20 protein-coding genes and 1 pseudogene are annotated in these 14,702 nt (G+C 61.5%); 12 read left to right on the top strand and 9 right to left on the bottom strand.

Going from position 1 to position 14,702, the window contains the following annotated elements:
- Positions 1 to 49: 49 nt before the first annotated feature.
- Positions 50 to 688 carry an XRE family transcriptional regulator gene (locus I6F38_RS06280; protein ID WP_016847350.1) on the bottom strand — a complete coding sequence of 213 codons (639 nt, stop codon included), beginning with the start codon at positions 686 to 688 and terminating at the stop codon, positions 50 to 52.
- 128 nt (positions 689 to 816) lie between these two features.
- On the opposite strand from I6F38_RS06280, the gene I6F38_RS06275 reads away from it, so the two are divergent.
- From I6F38_RS06275 to I6F38_RS06255, 5 genes and pseudogenes are all read left to right on the top strand, one after another.
- A complete protein-coding gene (locus I6F38_RS06275; protein WP_225159485.1) occupies positions 817 to 1,356 on the top strand; it encodes a GcrA family cell cycle regulator in 540 nt (179 codons plus the stop codon).
- 342 nt (positions 1,357 to 1,698) lie between these two features.
- A complete protein-coding gene (locus I6F38_RS06270; RefSeq protein WP_225159483.1) occupies positions 1,699 to 2,586 on the top strand; it encodes a recombinase family protein in 888 nt (295 codons plus the stop codon).
- Between the two features lie 336 nt (positions 2,587 to 2,922).
- Positions 2,923 to 3,207, top strand: a pseudogene (locus I6F38_RS06265) (hypothetical protein); the annotation flags it as partial.
- 341 nt (positions 3,208 to 3,548) lie between these two features.
- Positions 3,549 to 3,971 (top strand): GFA family protein, encoded by a 423-nt coding sequence (locus tag I6F38_RS06260; RefSeq protein WP_038376562.1) that lies wholly within the window; start codon positions 3,549 to 3,551, stop codon positions 3,969 to 3,971.
- 293 nt (positions 3,972 to 4,264) lie between these two features.
- Positions 4,265 to 5,527, top strand: a complete 1,263-nt coding sequence (locus I6F38_RS06255) for a CoA transferase (RefSeq protein WP_225159628.1) — start codon at positions 4,265 to 4,267, stop codon at positions 5,525 to 5,527.
- A gap of 246 nt (positions 5,528 to 5,773) precedes the next feature.
- Here I6F38_RS06255 and I6F38_RS06250 read toward each other — a convergent pair whose 3' ends face one another.
- Positions 5,774 to 5,959 (bottom strand): hypothetical protein, encoded by a 186-nt coding sequence (locus tag I6F38_RS06250; RefSeq protein WP_016847356.1) that lies wholly within the window; start codon positions 5,957 to 5,959, stop codon positions 5,774 to 5,776.
- A 25-nt stretch (positions 5,960 to 5,984) separates the two neighbouring features.
- Here I6F38_RS06250 and I6F38_RS06245 point away from each other — a divergent pair, with 25 nt between their 5' ends.
- Positions 5,985 to 6,167, top strand: coding sequence for a hypothetical protein (locus I6F38_RS06245; RefSeq protein WP_016847357.1), 183 nt, complete (start codon positions 5,985 to 5,987; stop codon positions 6,165 to 6,167).
- Positions 6,168 to 6,192: 25 nt separating this feature from the next.
- Here I6F38_RS06245 and I6F38_RS06240 read toward each other — a convergent pair whose 3' ends face one another.
- The 4 genes from I6F38_RS06240 to I6F38_RS06225 form a co-directional block, all read right to left on the bottom strand.
- Positions 6,193 to 6,513, bottom strand: a complete 321-nt coding sequence (locus tag I6F38_RS06240; RefSeq protein WP_075968246.1) for a cupin domain-containing protein — start codon at positions 6,511 to 6,513, stop codon at positions 6,193 to 6,195.
- On the bottom strand, positions 6,510 to 7,196 hold the full coding sequence (locus tag I6F38_RS06235; RefSeq protein WP_225159481.1) for a YqcI/YcgG family protein: 687 nt from the start codon (positions 7,194 to 7,196) through the stop codon (positions 6,510 to 6,512). Before I6F38_RS06235 ends, I6F38_RS06240 begins: the two co-directional genes overlap by 4 nt.
- Before the next feature lie 94 nt (positions 7,197 to 7,290).
- On the bottom strand, positions 7,291 to 8,583 hold the full coding sequence (locus I6F38_RS06230) for an MFS transporter (RefSeq protein WP_225159479.1): 1,293 nt from the start codon (positions 8,581 to 8,583) through the stop codon (positions 7,291 to 7,293).
- Positions 8,583 to 9,296 (bottom strand): hypothetical protein, encoded by a 714-nt coding sequence (locus tag I6F38_RS06225; RefSeq protein ID WP_225159478.1) that lies wholly within the window; start codon positions 9,294 to 9,296, stop codon positions 8,583 to 8,585. Before I6F38_RS06225 ends, I6F38_RS06230 begins: the two co-directional genes overlap by 1 nt.
- Positions 9,297 to 9,359: 63 nt before the next feature.
- On the opposite strand from I6F38_RS06225, the gene I6F38_RS06220 reads away from it, so the two are divergent.
- The 3 genes from I6F38_RS06220 (at position 9,360) to I6F38_RS06210 (ending at position 12,025) form a co-directional block, all read left to right on the top strand.
- Positions 9,360 to 10,379, top strand: coding sequence for an AraC family transcriptional regulator (locus I6F38_RS06220; protein ID WP_018272820.1), 1,020 nt, complete (start codon positions 9,360 to 9,362; stop codon positions 10,377 to 10,379).
- A gap of 165 nt (positions 10,380 to 10,544) precedes the next feature.
- On the top strand, positions 10,545 to 11,678 hold the full coding sequence (locus I6F38_RS06215; protein ID WP_075968248.1) for an alpha-hydroxy acid oxidase: 1,134 nt from the start codon (positions 10,545 to 10,547) through the stop codon (positions 11,676 to 11,678).
- 143 nt (positions 11,679 to 11,821) lie between these two features.
- Positions 11,822 to 12,025 (top strand): hypothetical protein, encoded by a 204-nt coding sequence (locus tag I6F38_RS06210; protein ID WP_016847364.1) that lies wholly within the window; start codon positions 11,822 to 11,824, stop codon positions 12,023 to 12,025.
- Positions 12,026 to 12,038: 13 nt separating this feature from the next.
- On the opposite strand, the gene I6F38_RS06205 is transcribed toward I6F38_RS06210, so the two are convergent.
- Complete coding sequence (locus tag I6F38_RS06205; protein WP_016847365.1) at positions 12,039 to 12,224, bottom strand: hypothetical protein; 186 nt, start codon at positions 12,222 to 12,224, stop codon at positions 12,039 to 12,041.
- Between the two features lie 218 nt (positions 12,225 to 12,442).
- On the opposite strand from I6F38_RS06205, the gene I6F38_RS06200 reads away from it, so the two are divergent.
- Positions 12,443 to 12,796, top strand: a complete 354-nt coding sequence (locus tag I6F38_RS06200) for a phasin (protein WP_249794084.1) — start codon at positions 12,443 to 12,445, stop codon at positions 12,794 to 12,796.
- Positions 12,797 to 12,823: 27 nt separating this feature from the next.
- On the opposite strand, the gene I6F38_RS06195 is transcribed toward I6F38_RS06200, so the two are convergent.
- Entirely contained in the window at positions 12,824 to 13,084 is a 261-nt protein-coding gene (locus I6F38_RS06195; protein WP_050383887.1) for a hypothetical protein, read from the bottom strand.
- 213 nt (positions 13,085 to 13,297) lie between these two features.
- On the opposite strand from I6F38_RS06195, the gene I6F38_RS06190 reads away from it, so the two are divergent.
- Positions 13,298 to 13,600: a hypothetical protein gene (locus I6F38_RS06190; RefSeq protein ID WP_075968249.1), complete on the top strand. Its 303-nt coding sequence runs from the start codon at positions 13,298 to 13,300 to the stop codon at positions 13,598 to 13,600.
- Positions 13,601 to 13,699: 99 nt separating this feature from the next.
- On the opposite strand, the gene I6F38_RS06185 is transcribed toward I6F38_RS06190, so the two are convergent.
- Entirely contained in the window at positions 13,700 to 13,885 is a 186-nt protein-coding gene (locus I6F38_RS06185) for a hypothetical protein (RefSeq protein ID WP_038375575.1), read from the bottom strand.
- A 574-nt stretch (positions 13,886 to 14,459) separates the two neighbouring features.
- Here I6F38_RS06185 and I6F38_RS06180 point away from each other — a divergent pair.
- On the top strand, positions 14,460 to 14,702 hold a 243-nt coding region (locus I6F38_RS06180), incomplete at its 3' end, for a GDP-mannose 4,6-dehydratase (RefSeq protein WP_225159476.1).

Genomic DNA, 14,702 nt, shown 5'->3' with positions numbered 1-14,702 from the left:
CGGCCCGAAGGCGTCCGAATCGGTCCGGCCGGTCCATGAAGCGGCGCGGTTACTTCTCGGACGATCGCCCGCCCTGCGTCCGGGCAGATTTGCGACCCTTCGCCGCCGACTTGCCGCGCAGCCTTTCGATCTGGCCGCGGGGCAGGGTGACGCAGATTTCGCCGATCCATTCGAGCTTTACGCCGTTGATCGGCTTGGCATTGAAGCTCTTGAGGTTGACTGTACCGGACGAACTGCCGCGTTCGATCGTCTTCAGATAGCGCTCGCCGCTCTTCAGCCGCACCGCAGCTTCCTCTCCGTAGAAGCTCGACAGCGGATAGCGCTGCTCGCGATACACCACGATGACGTCGCCGTTCTCGTATTTCGGCAGCATCGAATCGCCCGAGACCTCGAAAGCGACGGTCTCCTCCGTCATCGGGAACGGAAGTTCGATTTCGCCGAGACCCTCCGGCGGGACCTGCTCCAGCTCCGGCTGGATCGAGGCGCCGGCGCCGACCCGGCCCACGATCGGCACCGAATTCAGCTCCAAATACTCCATGATCGGGGCGATCTCGGATGCCTTGATCAACCTTATTCCCGACAGGATTTCGGAGACCGCCCCGGCCCGAACCCCCATCGCGCGGGCAAGCCCGCCTTTGCTCTTCCCAGTCTTTTCCAGTGCTCGCTCGATCAGCGCCGCGTCCAGCATGTTTCATCCTTTCCCAAACCCGGAGATACTATATCCGTTACGATTATCAGAAACAAGCTTGACTTTTTTCTTCGGAATATCGGAAGGCGCGCGAGGCGCCGGCGGAATGACAGAAACGGGAATTTGGAATGGAAGTGATGAACTGGCTGCCGGAGCATCCGGCAGCCCTGCAGGATCTCCGCGCCCGCGGCTTGTCCTATTCGGAAATCGCTGACACGATCAACGCTACCTTCAATACGGCCTATACGCGCAACGCGGCGCTCAGCCGAGCGCAGCGCATGGGGCTGGCGGGCCTCGAAAGGCTCGAGCCGTCCCTGCCGGGGCAGCTCGATCCGCCCAAACCGTCCCTGCCGGAGCTCCCAAGGATCGGGCGGCTGCGTGAAGGGCGCGCCGAACTGACGCCGGATCTGCTTCGCGGACCAAAGATCTTCACTGAAACGGTAGAGATGCCGCAACTTCGTTGCGCCACGGTCGTGCCGCGGCATCTTTCGCTGCTCGACCTCAAGCCCGGAGACTGTAGCGAGGGCGAGACGATGACCTTCTGCGGTCATCCGTGCCGGTCGGGCTCGAGCCACTGCACTCCGCATTTTCACCTGAGTCGCGATCCTGAGGCCGCGGCGAGGCCGGCATTGAGCGCCGCCTGGCCTCAAGCCATCGGGGCCGGTTGAGGCAATTCATTATCTGACCGACGGACATCGGTCCGCAATCGCGATCGCGCGGAAGCCTCCGCGCGCCCATCATCAGACATTTTGGAGGTTACTAATGCCGCGAGCCAAGCGCCGGAAGCCGTACGATTCCGCGCGAAGCGGTCAATGCGTGACGTGCATGGTTGGGTGGTTCGAAAAAAAGCTGTGACTGCAGTAATAGAGGCGGAAAGCGAGCGGGGCTGCGGCTTAGGGTCGATATGTCAGGTAAACTGCCTCTCACGTGATTAGCATCCTCAACCACGCTGACGAGGCTGCTGCGCTTTGCTATTGTTTTTGCGCAGAGAGAAGCGCGGGAGCAGCCTTATGGTGCAAGCTCTCATTGTACACAAGGACCGGCTGCCTCAGTCGCAAAAGATGCATCAAGCGGCACAATATGTCCGCATGTCCACCGACTACCGATGGCAGCAAAGTGCGATAAGTGCGCTTCTTCATAACGAAGCGTATATCGGCAACTCCATCTACAATCGTGACACTGCGAAACTAGGAGCGAAGCGAACACGCAATCCGAGAGAGCTCTGGATCACACGTAAGGGCGCGATCGAGCCAATCATTAAGCGTGATACATTTCTGCGCGCAAAGAAGACAATGGAGGAGCGTTGCGTCTGTATTTCCGAGAAGGAGATGCTCGTGCGCCTTCTGATGAAGAACGGCAAGCTCAACGCCTCGATTATTGATGCAAGCCCCGGTTTACCTTCGCTCACCACCTATCTAGTTCACTTTGGCACGCTTCGAAATCTCTATCGATTGATCGGCTACACGGGCAGCCAAGACCGCTTCGACAAGCTTGACGCGCACAGAAAGTGGGTCAATTTCCACCTCGAAAATGCCAGCCGTCTTCGCGAAGCCTTTGAGGATGCGGGTAGGCGCGCCACACTTGATCAGTCGACCGAATGTTTGCGGATAGATAACGCCGTGAATATCTGCTTCCGATTGGCCAAATGGCGAAAGTATGGGCGCCAGCCGCTGCGCTGGGCGATGGTTGGTCGCGTGGCATTGCAGAAGGGATGGGTCGTCGCGCTAAGGATGGGTGAGAACAACGAGACGGTCCTGGATTATCTATTATTGCCGTCGGCGCCACTTTCGTTCAGAAGCCACGTATTCTCTTTTTCTGAGGACACACGCGCAGCCTACAAAATCGAGCGCTTTCAGACTTTCGAGGCGCTGTCTCGATCGTTAGTAAAGCGCGTCTAAGCGAGCAAAACAAAGCAGACAAAAAAGGAGCTGGAGCGGCCAAGTACCGCTCGACTGAGCAACGTTGTGCGCACTACACTCACCACGATGATGACCAAGAACAGCGGCCTCGCTTACGAGACCACTGCTCTGGCATGCACGCTCGCAAGCCCCCCGATTCTTTTGCCAAGATAGTCCGAAGGTCCATTGTGATCGACGTCAGTACCAATGCGCGGATTGTCTTGGTCGCCCCAGCCCTGCTGCCAAGAAAAACCATTAAGCGCCGGAGCACCGAGAGCCAGCTAAGTATCTAAGTATGAAGGGGTGATATCTGAACTCGGAGACGAGCTTCCAGATGTCGATGGCGGCCTGCGGCGCGAGCCGATCACCGAGGGGCGGCGCCAGACGACGCTGCGCCTCAATCGCGCCGAGCATGAACTCGGCGCCGACGGTTCGGCGCTGGTGCACGATGTCCTGATCCTCGGCATGACCATGGAGCAGGTTGGACAGCGGCGCGGACTGTGTACGCAGCGCTGGCAGGACTATTTTGCGCGGCGTCTCAAGAAATGCCTGGATCGGCTGGCGCTGATGCACGGGCTTGCGACGGCAAGCAGGGTTCCGGTGAAGGACTGTCCACGCTGAGCTGACGCGGTTTGCCGCGCTGGAATCCGGCACGGCAGCAACTCATCGCATGACGTGCCTTGCCTCACACTGAACTCCTTCCTTGTGTGCGGTCGGGGTTGGGCCCGGCCAGGCCGTATCGAAGATGGTCGACAGCGGCGAGGACTCTCATGTAACTTCCGTCGCGTCGACGACCTGCCTGCATTCGAAGCCTCTCGCGCAGGGAAGGGTCTGGTACGTCCATGCAAGGGAGTTCGCCGCGGCTACCTGTCTACATCCTCTCTGTATCACGAACACCACGAGCAACGTGGATCGATGCCGACGCGGAGCCCAATCAAAATAACCCAAGGGAGAAACGACCGATGAATCACACTGGAAACTGCTTTTGTGGCGCCGTCGAACTCAAGGTCAGCGGAGAGCCTGAGGCAATGGGCTATTGCCACTGCCGTTCATGCCGTTCCTGGTCCGGTGGCCCGGTGAATGCGTTCAGCCTCTGGAAGCCCGAGGCGGTCGAGGTCACCAAGGGCGCCGACCACATCGCGACATTCGAGAAGACCGCGATGAGCCAGCGCAAATATTGCACGAAGTGCGGCGGTCACCTTATGACCAACCACCCGACGCTCGGGCTCGTCGACGTGTTCACCGCAACGATCCCGACGCTGAAATTCAACCCAGGGGTTCACGTCAACTATTCCGAGGCAGTGCTGCAGATACGCGATGGCCTGCCGAAGTTGAAGGATTTCCCGGCTGAGTTCGGCGGCTCCGGCGAAATGATCGCCGAATAGCCCGAACGCTCCCCATCACGGAAGCGGGTGGCGGCGGCGTGCCGCCACCCGCCTGCGTATGGGCTCCGCGCCCCATAGTTCGGTATCCGGCAGACTTGCTTCGGATGCGAGGCGTCCGACCATGTCGGCGGCCGCCGGATCGTCTTTGGGCCATCGACAGCCATGTCGGACGAAGGTCCCGCCCTGCAAAATCCGGGTTTGGTTTTGCTGACGAGCTTCCGCTAAAAGGCGAGCAGTGCCGGTCTTGGCAGGGACCGTCGTATATCGCCTGATAAAATAAGAGGAAGCGTCAGATCATGACCAGACCAGAATTGCCGGGGCGCACGCCGCGCGGGGAGGGAGTTCCGACGGCGCTCGACGGCCTGCTGGTCGTCGACTTCACCCGCGTCGTGGCCGGCCCGGCCTGCACACAAACGCTGGCCGACTTCGGGGCCGAAGTCATCAAGATCGAGAATCCGGACGGCGGTGATGACACGCGCGCCTATGAGCACGCCGAAATCGGCGGGGAGAGCGCGGCGTATCTGAGCCTCAACCGCAACAAGCGTGGCATTGCGCTCGATTTCAACAATCCGGCCGCGCTCGAGGTCGCGCGCGCGTTGATTGCCAAGGCCGACGTTGTGGTGGAGAATTTCTCCGGCGGCGTGATGAGGAAATTCGGTCTCGATTATGCGTCGGTGGCGCCGACCAACCCGCGGCTGATTTATTGCTCGATCTCCGCCTACGGCCGCAAAGGCGATTTCGCGCTGCGCCCGGGCTTCGACCCGATCACGCAGGCCGAAAGCGGCTTCATGTCGCTCAACGGCTTTCCGGATGGCGAGCCGGTGCGCACCGGGCCGCCGATCGTCGACATGGCAACGGGCATGTCGGCCTGCAACGCCATCCTGCTGGCACTGATTGCGCGCGATCGGCTCGGTCGCGGTCAGCAGGTCGAGGTCGCATTGATCGACACCGCGGTGTCAATGACCGGCTTTTACGGCATGGCCTATCTTATCAACGGCAACAATCCCGGCCGTTTCGGCAACTCTCCGAACGGTTCGCCGACCGTCGGCGTCTACCGGGCGTCCGATGGTCCGCTCTACATGGCCTGCGCCAATGACCGGCTGTATCGCCGGCTGGTCACCGACGTGCTGGAACGTCCGGATCTCGTCACCGATCCCGAGTTTGCTCACCGCAAGGCGCGCACGGCCAACAAGGAGAAGCTGCGCGCGATCATTGCCAGCGTGTTTGCGGGCGACACGCTCGAGAACTGGATGGCGAAGATGAAGAAGGCCAACATTCCGGTTGGCTATCTGCGGACGGTCGAGGAGGGTTTCAACGCGCCCGAGGTGCGCGACCGGCATCGCCTGAGCAGCATTGCGCATCCAACCGCCGGCTCGGTTCCGAACATCGAGTCGCCGGTCAATATGAGCCTGACGCCGACCGTTGATCCTGTTGCGGCTCCGCTGCTCGGTCAGCATACGAAGGATGTATTGAGCAAGACGCTCGGCTACGACGACCGGCGCATCGCCGCGCTGGCCGAGGCCGGCGCGTTCGGCAAGGCAGGCAACACCGGCTAGGGCCTTTTCCGTTCCGATGGAATCGGAACGGGCTCTGGATTCTAGTTTAGACGCGTTTCCTTGACGCGAACCGGTGTCCGCTTCGCTCGAAAACGCTCGGGCGTGCTCGGCCTGCACAAAGATCAACTATTCGCAAACCAACCTGACGCCAGGCGAGAGGAAAGCCTCTCGCCTGGCGAGATATCTTTCAGGCGTCGCAGGCTCCGGCACGTCGCCAGCGGCCCTGGAGCCGGTCCGTTTCGGAACTCAGTTCGGCTTGCTGCGCAAGTTGTTCCTTGGCATACTTTCAACTTCCTCGGGCTCCGCCCGATCAATCTCGAGGCGTGCCATCCGGAGGATGAGGGTTGCCGTGGTCAGGCCGAGGCGTTCGGCCTCTTGTGCTGCGGTGTCGACCTTCTGGGCCAAGCCTTCACGTTTACCTGGGTATGCCATTCGTAATCCTCACTTAAGGTGCGAGATGAAAAATCCCACATACGTTGCAGAGCTGCAGAAGAAGCTCGGAGCTCCATCGAGCGAAACACTGGAAAGCCTGCGACTGTTGAAGGCTTTCCTTCGACTTGCGCCCGACCAGCGTTCCGAGGTCATCGAGCTGGTCGAACGTTTGGCGGTTGAGCCGCCGCGCGATCCCTCACTGTCCTGAGGTGCTCGCAAATCCTTCCTGTGCGTTAGTTGTTCATCGGCTTGGCGGGTGTTTGCGTCGCGATCACGTAGATTGCGCCGCCTTCGAGCGCTTCGGATTGATGCCGGGTGCCGGCTGGCAGTAGGATGGTATCGCCGGCGCCGACCACGCGCTCGCCGCCATCCCAGATGAAGTTCAGCCGGCCGCTGATGATCATCAGGATCTCGTCGACCGGATGGGTATGAAACTGATGCACCTTGCCGGCCGCATCATGCTGCAGTTCGACCGAGCCCTGGGCCGGGAGCAGGTCCAAAATCTCCGTGTCGATGGCAAATTCAGTCTTCGTGCCTGCGATGATCTGGGTCATGCTGCCTGCTCCTTGTTCGCGATCGGTTGCGACTTGTTCTGCGCGAGCTTGGCGAAGGGGCAGCCCGAGCTCGCATTGTTGTCGTCGTGCAGGAAGTACTGCAGATACTCGCGGCCGTCGGTTGCGCCGTAGCGGCCAAGAAGCGGAGAGGGGCTCGCGCTGTCGTACGGGATCAGGCGCTTGCGCACCTCCGCGAACGCGGCGTTCGCAGCCTTCTCCGTCCCGAGGATCTTCTCGAACACCCAGCGCGGCTGGAACGTGAGCATGAAGGCGCTGGACCGGCGGCTCTGCCGCATCACATGCGCGGGCGTCGTGCAGACCACGAAGATCGGCTCGCCCGCAAACGAGAACTCCCACATCGGGTGGTCGATCTGTTCCGGAATCTCTGATGGCCACGGGTTCTTGTCCAGCCGCGCGAGCTGATCGAGCGTCAGCCACATCTTGCGATAATAGGCATCGAGCGTCTGCACCGGGCGGGGCCGCGTGAATACGATCAACGAGGTATTGGGACCGAACGAGCGCGCCTGCGAGACATACTGCCCGAGTTGCTCGCCCAGCACCGCCACATCATAGGGATCGAGGAAAAGGTAGCGGAGTTGATCCTGGCGATGTCCGGTCACACCGAACACGCAAGGGAACGGCCTTGCCTCGCTGCTCATCTGCGCTTCAAACTCGGAGAACATCACGCTCTGCCAGCTGCTGACCGGAAAGTTTGACGCGACTTCGCCTCTTCTCAAGAACAAGCGCTCCATAACACCCCCTACACTCATAACGACACTAACGAGCTATCAACTTGCTTCTCATCAACAGCGGTCCGGCAATGCCCGGCAGCGACATGAGAAGCAGAATGACAATCAAGGCGCTGTAGCCGCCGTCGCCGATCGCGGCCGTGTTGTGTACGGCGTCGGTCCCCGAGGTGTTGCTGGCGGCGAGCATCGCGAAGCCGATGATGGGCTGCGAGATGCCGGCGAAGATTCCGGCGGCTGTGGTGTTCACGGATGCGCCCACGCCGATCAGATCGGCGGTGTAGAGCTTCTTGACGCATTTTAGCACCAGCGGGACGGTGCCGCCGGCGACGAGCCCCAAGGCAGTGAACACGACGGTGACGTAGGCGAGTCCAAATGTCTGGGCGATCGTCGGCAGCAGCATCGCGATCAGCAGCATGCGCAGCACGCAAATGCCGATCAGCGCGCGGTCAAGCGCCGCCGCGGCGCGATCGGCAGCGTGACCCAGGAAGATCGAGCCGAGCGCATTGCCGATCATGAAGGCGAGCAGGGGCGTGCCGGCCGCTGTCGGGGAGATATGGAAGAAGTGCGCGACCATCGGAATGCCCCAGACGCCCGACAGCGTCGTCACCACCGCGAAATGCGACGCAAACGTCATTGCGCAACCCCAGTTCGCGACATGGACCAGCGATCGCCGCGCGGCGAGTACCACGCCCTTCAGCGTCTTGTTGCTGTGCGAGGCCGGATCGGGCTTGAGCGCGAGCTTGGCGAAAGCGAGGTTGGCGAGGCCAATGCAGGCGATGAACAGGAAGCAGGCCCGCCAGCCGAAGCCTGAGACCGCAGCTGCAAGCGGCGTGGTCGCGATCACGCCCCCGACATAGCCGGAGACCTGCGAGATGCCCGACATCATGCCGAACCGCTCATCCGCGAAGCTCTGTGCCACGAGCTTCAGGAGTGCGGTGAAGACCAGCGCATCGCCGCAGGCGACGATCAGGCGTGCAACAAAAACGTCGAGCAGGTTCGGTGCCAGCGCGAACGCGGCGCTGCCGAGCGAGGAGGCAATCATGCTGACGAGGACGACGCGCTTGACGCCGTAACGGTCGACCAGAAGGCCTGCCGGAATCTGCATCAAGGTGTAGCCCCAGAAGTAGCTTGAGGCGAGCATCGCAACACCGGCCGCGTCGGTGTTGAAGTCGTGCATGAAATTGAGGCTGACCGACTGCGGCGATACGCGCTGCAGGAAGGCGATGGCGTAGGCGATGGCCACCGCCGTCCACGCGAGATAGGCGCGATCGGTGAAGCGCGACGTCGGGGCATAAACAGCTTGTTGTCCGAGCATCGACATCACACCCTCGCGTAACCCACCGAGAAAAGGGCATCCGCAGAATTCGGAATCTTCCGCGACATCGCGGCATCGACCAGCGACGCGGCGCCATGATAGGCCTGCCGATGGTGCTTAATGTGGCCGTAGGCGCCGCGCATGATCATGTCGGGCAATTCGAGCGGCTTGCCCGGATAGAGCGAGGTACACATCTCGATACAGGCCGCCTGCAGGGCGAGATCCTGCGTATCGTCGAGCAAAGATGGAGTCACTTTTTCGCAAATCTTAGCGTTCGCCGCCCAGACGATCGGGTTGCGGGTTCGCCAGCCGTAGAGCACGTTGCCCTCGGCTCTCGCGGCGGCGCCGGAGCATTTCAGCACTTCCGATGTGAAGAAGCCGTAGAAGCCGCGGCCCTGGTGCGCCGGGAGCACTTCCGTGCCGCTGCGATAGATTCCAAGTCCGGCCGACATCTCCAGGATGCGGTAGACCGAGAAGGCAATGAGGCCGGACCGATCGTAGACAAGGATCAGGCTATACTTCTTGTCGAAGGGCGAGGAGGTTGCTGTCCAGTGCGGCTCGGTGGCCTGCCAGTTGACGGCAATGATGCCGTTCATGGCGTCCATCAGCGGCTGACGGTCGCAGGCTTCGACCCGGGAGGCATCGGGTAGACTGTAGATCGCGTAATCCGTCCAAGGCGATTTGATCGCCTCGTATCCGCTGCCCAGATTTCGCGGCATGGCAGAACTCCAGAATTCCATTGCGAGCTATACAGGGCAGCCTCGAATGGCTTAAAGGACAATATGCCCTCGAAAACTGCCAAAGCGCCCCGGCCTGAGCCGCGCGACAAGAAAGCAACGCGGCGGATCGCGATCGTTGCCTTTCCGGGTGTGACCTTGCTCGACATCTCGGGACCGGCGCAGGTGTTTGCAGAACTGGAAGCGATCGAGCTGCCGGGACCGGACTACTCGCTGTCTTACCTGTCGACCTCCGGTGGGTTGGTGCCGACCGATGTCGGCATGATGATCGACACGGCGCCGATCGACAGTATTGCGCCCGCCGAGGTCGACACGCTGGTGATCCCTGGCGGACCCGGCATCTGGAAGATCCGCAACGACGCGAAGTTGATGAACTGGATCGCGGAGGCGCTGCCGAAGGCGCGTCGTATCGCGTCGGTTTGCCTTGGCGCATTTGCGCTGGCCTGGACCGGGATTCTGGACGGCAAGCGGGCAGCAACGCACTGGCGTTATTGTCCCCGTCTGCAGGATAGCTTTCCCAATATCCGGGTTGAGCCCAACGCGATCTTCGTCAAGGACGGACGGGTCTGGTCATCGGCCGGGGTCAGCGCCGGCATCGATCTGGCACTCGCCATGATCGAGGAGGATTTCGGCCACACCATCGCGCTCGATGTTGCGCGCAGACTTGTGGTGTTTCTGAAACGGCCGGGCGGTCAGAGCCAGTTCTCCACCGTCCTTGCTGCCCAGGCATCGGACGTCGAGGGACGCTTCAGCGCGCTGCACGCCTGGATCATCGAGAACATCACGAGCGACCTCAAGGTCGAGACCCTCGCGGAAAAGGCGGGGATGACGCCACGCACCTTTGCCCGGACCTATGTCAGCCGCACCGGCATGACGCCCGCAAGCGGCGTCGAGGCGCTGCGCGTGGAGACGGCGCGCTTGCTGCTTGAAAGCCGCCAGATCGGCGGCGTGGTCGAGGTCGCCAAGCGCGCGGGATTTGGCGATGACGAGCGAATGCGGCGGGCCTTCCTGCGCCACCTCGGCGTATCGCCGACCGAGTACCGAAACCGGTTCTCGGGCAGCTAGCTTACCTCGGGCGAGGCCGTCCGGATGCGGACCGCCTCGCGTCGAAAGTCGATCTATCTCACGAGCGAATAGCTGGCCTTCGCTGGCAGGATTCGTGGCTCAAGGTGGTAGCTTTTCCGGTTTGTCTGCGGCTAATGTGCCGGCCAAATCGGGAGAAGAAACACCATGAATGACGGGACCCCCATTCGGCAGGCGCGCAATGTCGAACTCGGCGCCAGCGGCGAGGAATTCCAGAACCTGCACGAATTCGCGCGAAAGGCCCGCGCCAAGCTGAATCAGAACGCCTGGGATTACATCGTCGGCGCCTCGGAGACCGAGACCACGATGCGCCGCAACAGAATGGCGCTCGACGAGATCGCGTTCCGGCCGCGCGTCCTGCGCAACGTCATCAACGTCGATCCTTCTGCCGAGGTATTCGGACGCAAGCTCCGGCTTCCCGTGATGATCGCCCCGGTCGGCGCGCTCGAGATCTTCGATCCGGATGCGGGCGCGGCCGTCGCGCGTGGAGCGGGAACGTTCGGCGCGGCGCACATGCTGAGTTCGGTTTCCGAGCCCGGGCTGGAGAACACCGCCAGGGCGGCACCGGATGCGCTTCGCATCTTCCAGCTCTATGTGCGCGGCGACGATGCCTTCGTCGAGGATGTGGTCAGTCGCAGCATCGACAACGGTTACGCCGCGTTCTGCCTCACCGTCGACACCGCCCATTACAGCCGGCGCGAGCGCGACATAGCCAAGCGCTATGTCCGCGAGAGCCGCATCCGCGCCACCGGTGGCGATTTCCAGAAGGGTCTGGAATGGCGGACGGTGAAGCTGATCAAGGACAAGTTCAAGATTCCACTTATCCTCAAGGGGATCGCCACCGCCGAAGACGCCAAGATCGCGCTCGACCACGGGGTCGACTGGATCTACGTCTCAAATCATGGCGGCCGACAGCTCGACCATGGCCGTGGGTCCATGCATGTCCTGCCCGAGATCGTTCAGGCGGTCGCGGGCCGTGCCAAGATCATGGTCGACGGCTCGTTCTGCCGCGGCACCGACATTGTGAAGGCGATCATTTCGGGCGCTGATCTTGTCGGCATCGGCCGCCTGCAATGCTGGGCGCTCGCCGCAGCCGGCGAGGCCGGCATTGTCCGGATGCTTGAACTGCTGGAGGACGAGGTGATCCGCTGCCTCGGTCTGCTCGGCGTCACCAGCTTTGCCGAACTGGACAAATCCTACCTGCATCCGGCGATGCCGACCAATCTGCCGAGCGTGTTCAGCGCATTCCCGCTTCTCGATATCGATCCTTACCGCTACTGAACCGCTGCGAGCAAAGCATGAAGCGTCGGCGCGATCGAGGCATTGTGCGCCTCGATCGCGCCAGCCGCCATCTATCTGTGGTGTCCATGAAGCCGCCGTGGCAACGACAAAGTCTGATCCAAATGCCGCACTAGTCGAGGCGGATGGCAGATAATCCATTCGCGGAATTTTCACTCGAGCGCGCGATCGACTTGCGCTGGACCTTGCGGGATATTCAGGCCGGCAGGCTCAAATTGTCACCGGTCAGCGACGAGGATCTGCACATCCTCGCTGAGCTAGGTCTTGTCGAACTGCATGACGACGAGCCCGGGCTGACGGAGGCGGGAGCCGACGTGCTGAGCGATTGAACAGGCGCGCAGCCTAGCGTGCGTTCAGAAAGCTTTCACCGGAATTGCAAGGCGTGCACTGATAGGTCAGCACGTCGTAGACTTGATCGCGCGCCTCGATCAAGGCAAGCCGCATTTGCGTGCCGCACTTTATGCACGGCATCTCTATGCTGGTCTTGAACCGGGTGCAGGTTGGTGTCGGACGAACGGCGCGCAGCATCGGATCCCCTTATTCCCCAGAGACGCGAACGCGACCGACGAAGAAGCCGAATCACTATGCCACAGTGCTGACATAATTGGAATCGGCTGTCGGGTCGTGGCTAGGTAATTTTTCCTCAATTGGTCGGAGCGGGTGGGTCTTCAGAGCTCGCGATCCGGCGCTGACGCCGTCACAATCTATGCTAACGTCGCCTGACGCTGATTTCAGGGGGCGCGATCATGATTGAGCCGAAGCTTGAAGTTCCCGCCGAGTTGCGCGATCTCGCGGAAAAGACCATCGACCAGGCCGAACAGGCCTTCAATCTGTTCTTTGATGCCGCGAGCAAGTCGATGACGTCGATGCCGGGCGCCGGCACCGAGATCTCCAAACAAGCGCTGTCGTTCACCGAGCAGAACATGAAGGCGGCGTTCGAGCATGCGCGCAAGCTCGTGCACGCAACGGATCTGCAGGAGGCGATGCGGATCCAGTCGGAATTCCTGCGCAGCCAGTTCACCAATGCCGGCGAACATATGCGCCAGATCAGCGGTAGCGTGATGTCGGCGACCAAGGACGCGACGAAGGGCAAGTTCTAGGACGGCGTTCGCGGCCCCATCGACGGTTTAGCGCCGGCGCGCGACGGCGACGCCGAGCAGAAACGCGACGAACAGGCTTGCGAGCGGCGCTTCGCGCGTGACCGCACTCACGGTGGCCAGGGCTCCGCCCGGTCGGCGCGAGGTCGCGATGGCATCGCTGAGGCGATCGGCGGCGGCTCGGAGTCCATCCGACACCTCCGTGATCGTACGCGAGACGTCCGTCGCGGTGTCGATCGCTCGTTCACCGAGTGTGGGTTGAAGCGGGAACTCGGGGGTTTCGGAGCTCATGTGCTGTGCCGCGATTTATTGAAGGCGGGGTGACCGACGTCAGGTGACCGACGCCTTCGCTATCCGCACGTCTTGAACGGCGGTGGCGGCCACATATCCGAGAAATTCCGCAGCGGCGGATTGGTTCCACCGACATGCCTCGCTTTCACGTCGGGGAACCGGAAACTTACGCGCGGGTCGCGGCTTGTTTCTGTGGAGGAGACAATGATGACAATGCAGGCGCATGGCATTGCGGATGGCGGTTCGGTCAAGCATCGAAATCGGCATGGTGGTACGCCGCTGTTGGTCGCGGCCGTGGTTGCGATCCTCGGCGTGCTCGGCATGCTGATCGTGGATCACGGTCCGTGGAACAAGCCGAACGTGCAGCCGGCCGCTTCGGCCAACTACTCAACGACCGGCGAGGCGGCGCGCGCGGCTGGCGCAAAGGTCATACCGACCGAGCCCAAGGCACCGATTGAGCCTGATCCACCCGGCCCGAAGCCCGCTCATCCGGCAAATCCGGGCACGCCGCAATAGATGCGGGCGTGGGGTCACATCCCGACGGAGAGCGGAGGAATTTGACTCGTTTGGACAAATCAGCGGCACAAAATCATCGTCGAAAATATCGCGGGATGATCAGCGAACGCTGACCAGCATGCCCCACGCTGCTGCAAATCCCGCACCGACGAGAACCAGCACCGGGCTGTCGCAGAACATGCCGCCATACTGGCACATGGTGACGCCGAGAGAGCCGATCTGATGATGGCCCGCGGCGTAAAACAGGCCGGACAGGACCGCGAGCACGGCAGCAACGAAATACATCGACGCTTCCTCCCTGCAATCAAATGCGGCGCGGGTCAGTGCGACCGACGCGAGCCAAAACCGTATTGATGTCGATTCAAATATTGTGAGCTGCCCGGTTGACGGTTCGGGCAGCTCAGCGGCACACTGGCATCATCGCAGCAAGCATAGGCGATTGGCGCCGGCTCGCATTGCGATTCCGCATCAATGCCCAAACTTTCGCTCAAGGCGGTTTCTTACCGTCGAAGTCGACTCATCATATTTTATCGATCGCATTCAGCCCACAAAAGGGGTTGAGCTCGGGCCAGATTATTGAAACCCTGGCCGAGGCGTCAGTCCGGCCGGGACCTTCGGTTCTCGCTCTTGCTCGCGGCTTCGATCGGGGTGGCCACACCGACATGACCTAAGGCAACGGCGCCGAGACTGCGCATTTTAAGTACATGAAGGCCGCGGTGCTGAGCCGCCATCTGGATTGCAAACATCCAGCCGTCGCAACTGGCGGATCGGTGACCGTAACGTGAAGGCAGTCGTTGCGTATCCCCGCGTGACGGCGTATTCCCCTATTCCGACGCAAGACGAAAGGTAGAGACAGGACGTGGTGATTGCAGGCAATCTACTCGTCACGGGCTGCGCCGGCTTCATCGGCTTCCATCTGGCGGAGCAGCTGTTGCGGGCAGGGCAGCCGGTCATCGGCATCGACAATCTGAACGACTATTACGACCCGGCGCTCAAGCGCGCGCGCCTCGATCTGCTCAAGCAGCACCGTGGCTTCACCTTCGTGGAGCTCGACCTCGCCGACCGCGCCGGCATGAAGGCGCTGTTCGAGCGTTATCGCTTC

It is taken from the genome of Bradyrhizobium sp. BRP56, from assembly GCF_020194035.1.
Taxonomy (GTDB): Bacteria; Pseudomonadota; Alphaproteobacteria; order Rhizobiales; family Xanthobacteraceae; genus Bradyrhizobium; species Bradyrhizobium australafricanum.
Note: the sequence above shows the minus strand (reverse complement) of the source record. Positions and strands in the feature narration are given on the sequence as shown.

What these genes read in the sequence shown, in the direction of transcription:
- I6F38_RS06280 (WP_016847350.1), bottom strand. Translation starts at nt 688, where the DNA reads ATGCTGGACGCGGCGCTGATCGAGCGAGCACTGGAAAAGACTGGGAAG.
- I6F38_RS06245 (WP_016847357.1), top strand. Translation starts at nt 5,985, where the DNA reads ATGAAAAATCCCACATACGTTGCAGAGCTGCAGAAGAAGCTCGGAGCT.
- I6F38_RS06215 (WP_075968248.1), top strand. Translation starts at nt 10,545, where the DNA reads ATGAATGACGGGACCCCCATTCGGCAGGCGCGCAATGTCGAACTCGGC.
- I6F38_RS06250 (WP_016847356.1), bottom strand. Translation starts at nt 5,959, where the DNA reads ATGGCATACCCAGGTAAACGTGAAGGCTTGGCCCAGAAGGTCGACACC.
- I6F38_RS06195 (WP_050383887.1), bottom strand. Translation starts at nt 13,084, where the DNA reads ATGAGCTCCGAAACCCCCGAGTTCCCGCTTCAACCCACACTCGGTGAA.
- I6F38_RS06235 (WP_225159481.1), bottom strand. Translation starts at nt 7,196, where the DNA reads ATGTTCTCCGAGTTTGAAGCGCAGATGAGCAGCGAGGCAAGGCCGTTC.
- I6F38_RS06275 (WP_225159485.1), top strand. Translation starts at nt 817, where the DNA reads ATGGAAGTGATGAACTGGCTGCCGGAGCATCCGGCAGCCCTGCAGGAT.
- I6F38_RS06210 (WP_016847364.1), top strand. Translation starts at nt 11,822, where the DNA reads ATGGCAGATAATCCATTCGCGGAATTTTCACTCGAGCGCGCGATCGAC.
- I6F38_RS06185 (WP_038375575.1), bottom strand. Translation starts at nt 13,885, where the DNA reads ATGTATTTCGTTGCTGCCGTGCTCGCGGTCCTGTCCGGCCTGTTTTAC.
- I6F38_RS06205 (WP_016847365.1), bottom strand. Translation starts at nt 12,224, where the DNA reads ATGCTGCGCGCCGTTCGTCCGACACCAACCTGCACCCGGTTCAAGACC.
- I6F38_RS06240 (WP_075968246.1), bottom strand. Translation starts at nt 6,513, where the DNA reads ATGACCCAGATCATCGCAGGCACGAAGACTGAATTTGCCATCGACACG.
- I6F38_RS06260 (WP_038376562.1), top strand. Translation starts at nt 3,549, where the DNA reads ATGAATCACACTGGAAACTGCTTTTGTGGCGCCGTCGAACTCAAGGTC.
- I6F38_RS06270 (WP_225159483.1), top strand. Translation starts at nt 1,699, where the DNA reads ATGGTGCAAGCTCTCATTGTACACAAGGACCGGCTGCCTCAGTCGCAA.
- I6F38_RS06230 (WP_225159479.1), bottom strand. Translation starts at nt 8,583, where the DNA reads ATGTCGATGCTCGGACAACAAGCTGTTTATGCCCCGACGTCGCGCTTC.
- I6F38_RS06225 (WP_225159478.1), bottom strand. Translation starts at nt 9,296, where the DNA reads ATGCCGCGAAATCTGGGCAGCGGATACGAGGCGATCAAATCGCCTTGG.
- I6F38_RS06200 (WP_249794084.1), top strand. Translation starts at nt 12,443, where the DNA reads ATGATTGAGCCGAAGCTTGAAGTTCCCGCCGAGTTGCGCGATCTCGCG.
- I6F38_RS06220 (WP_018272820.1), top strand. Translation starts at nt 9,360, where the DNA reads ATGCCCTCGAAAACTGCCAAAGCGCCCCGGCCTGAGCCGCGCGACAAG.
- I6F38_RS06190 (WP_075968249.1), top strand. Translation starts at nt 13,298, where the DNA reads ATGCAGGCGCATGGCATTGCGGATGGCGGTTCGGTCAAGCATCGAAAT.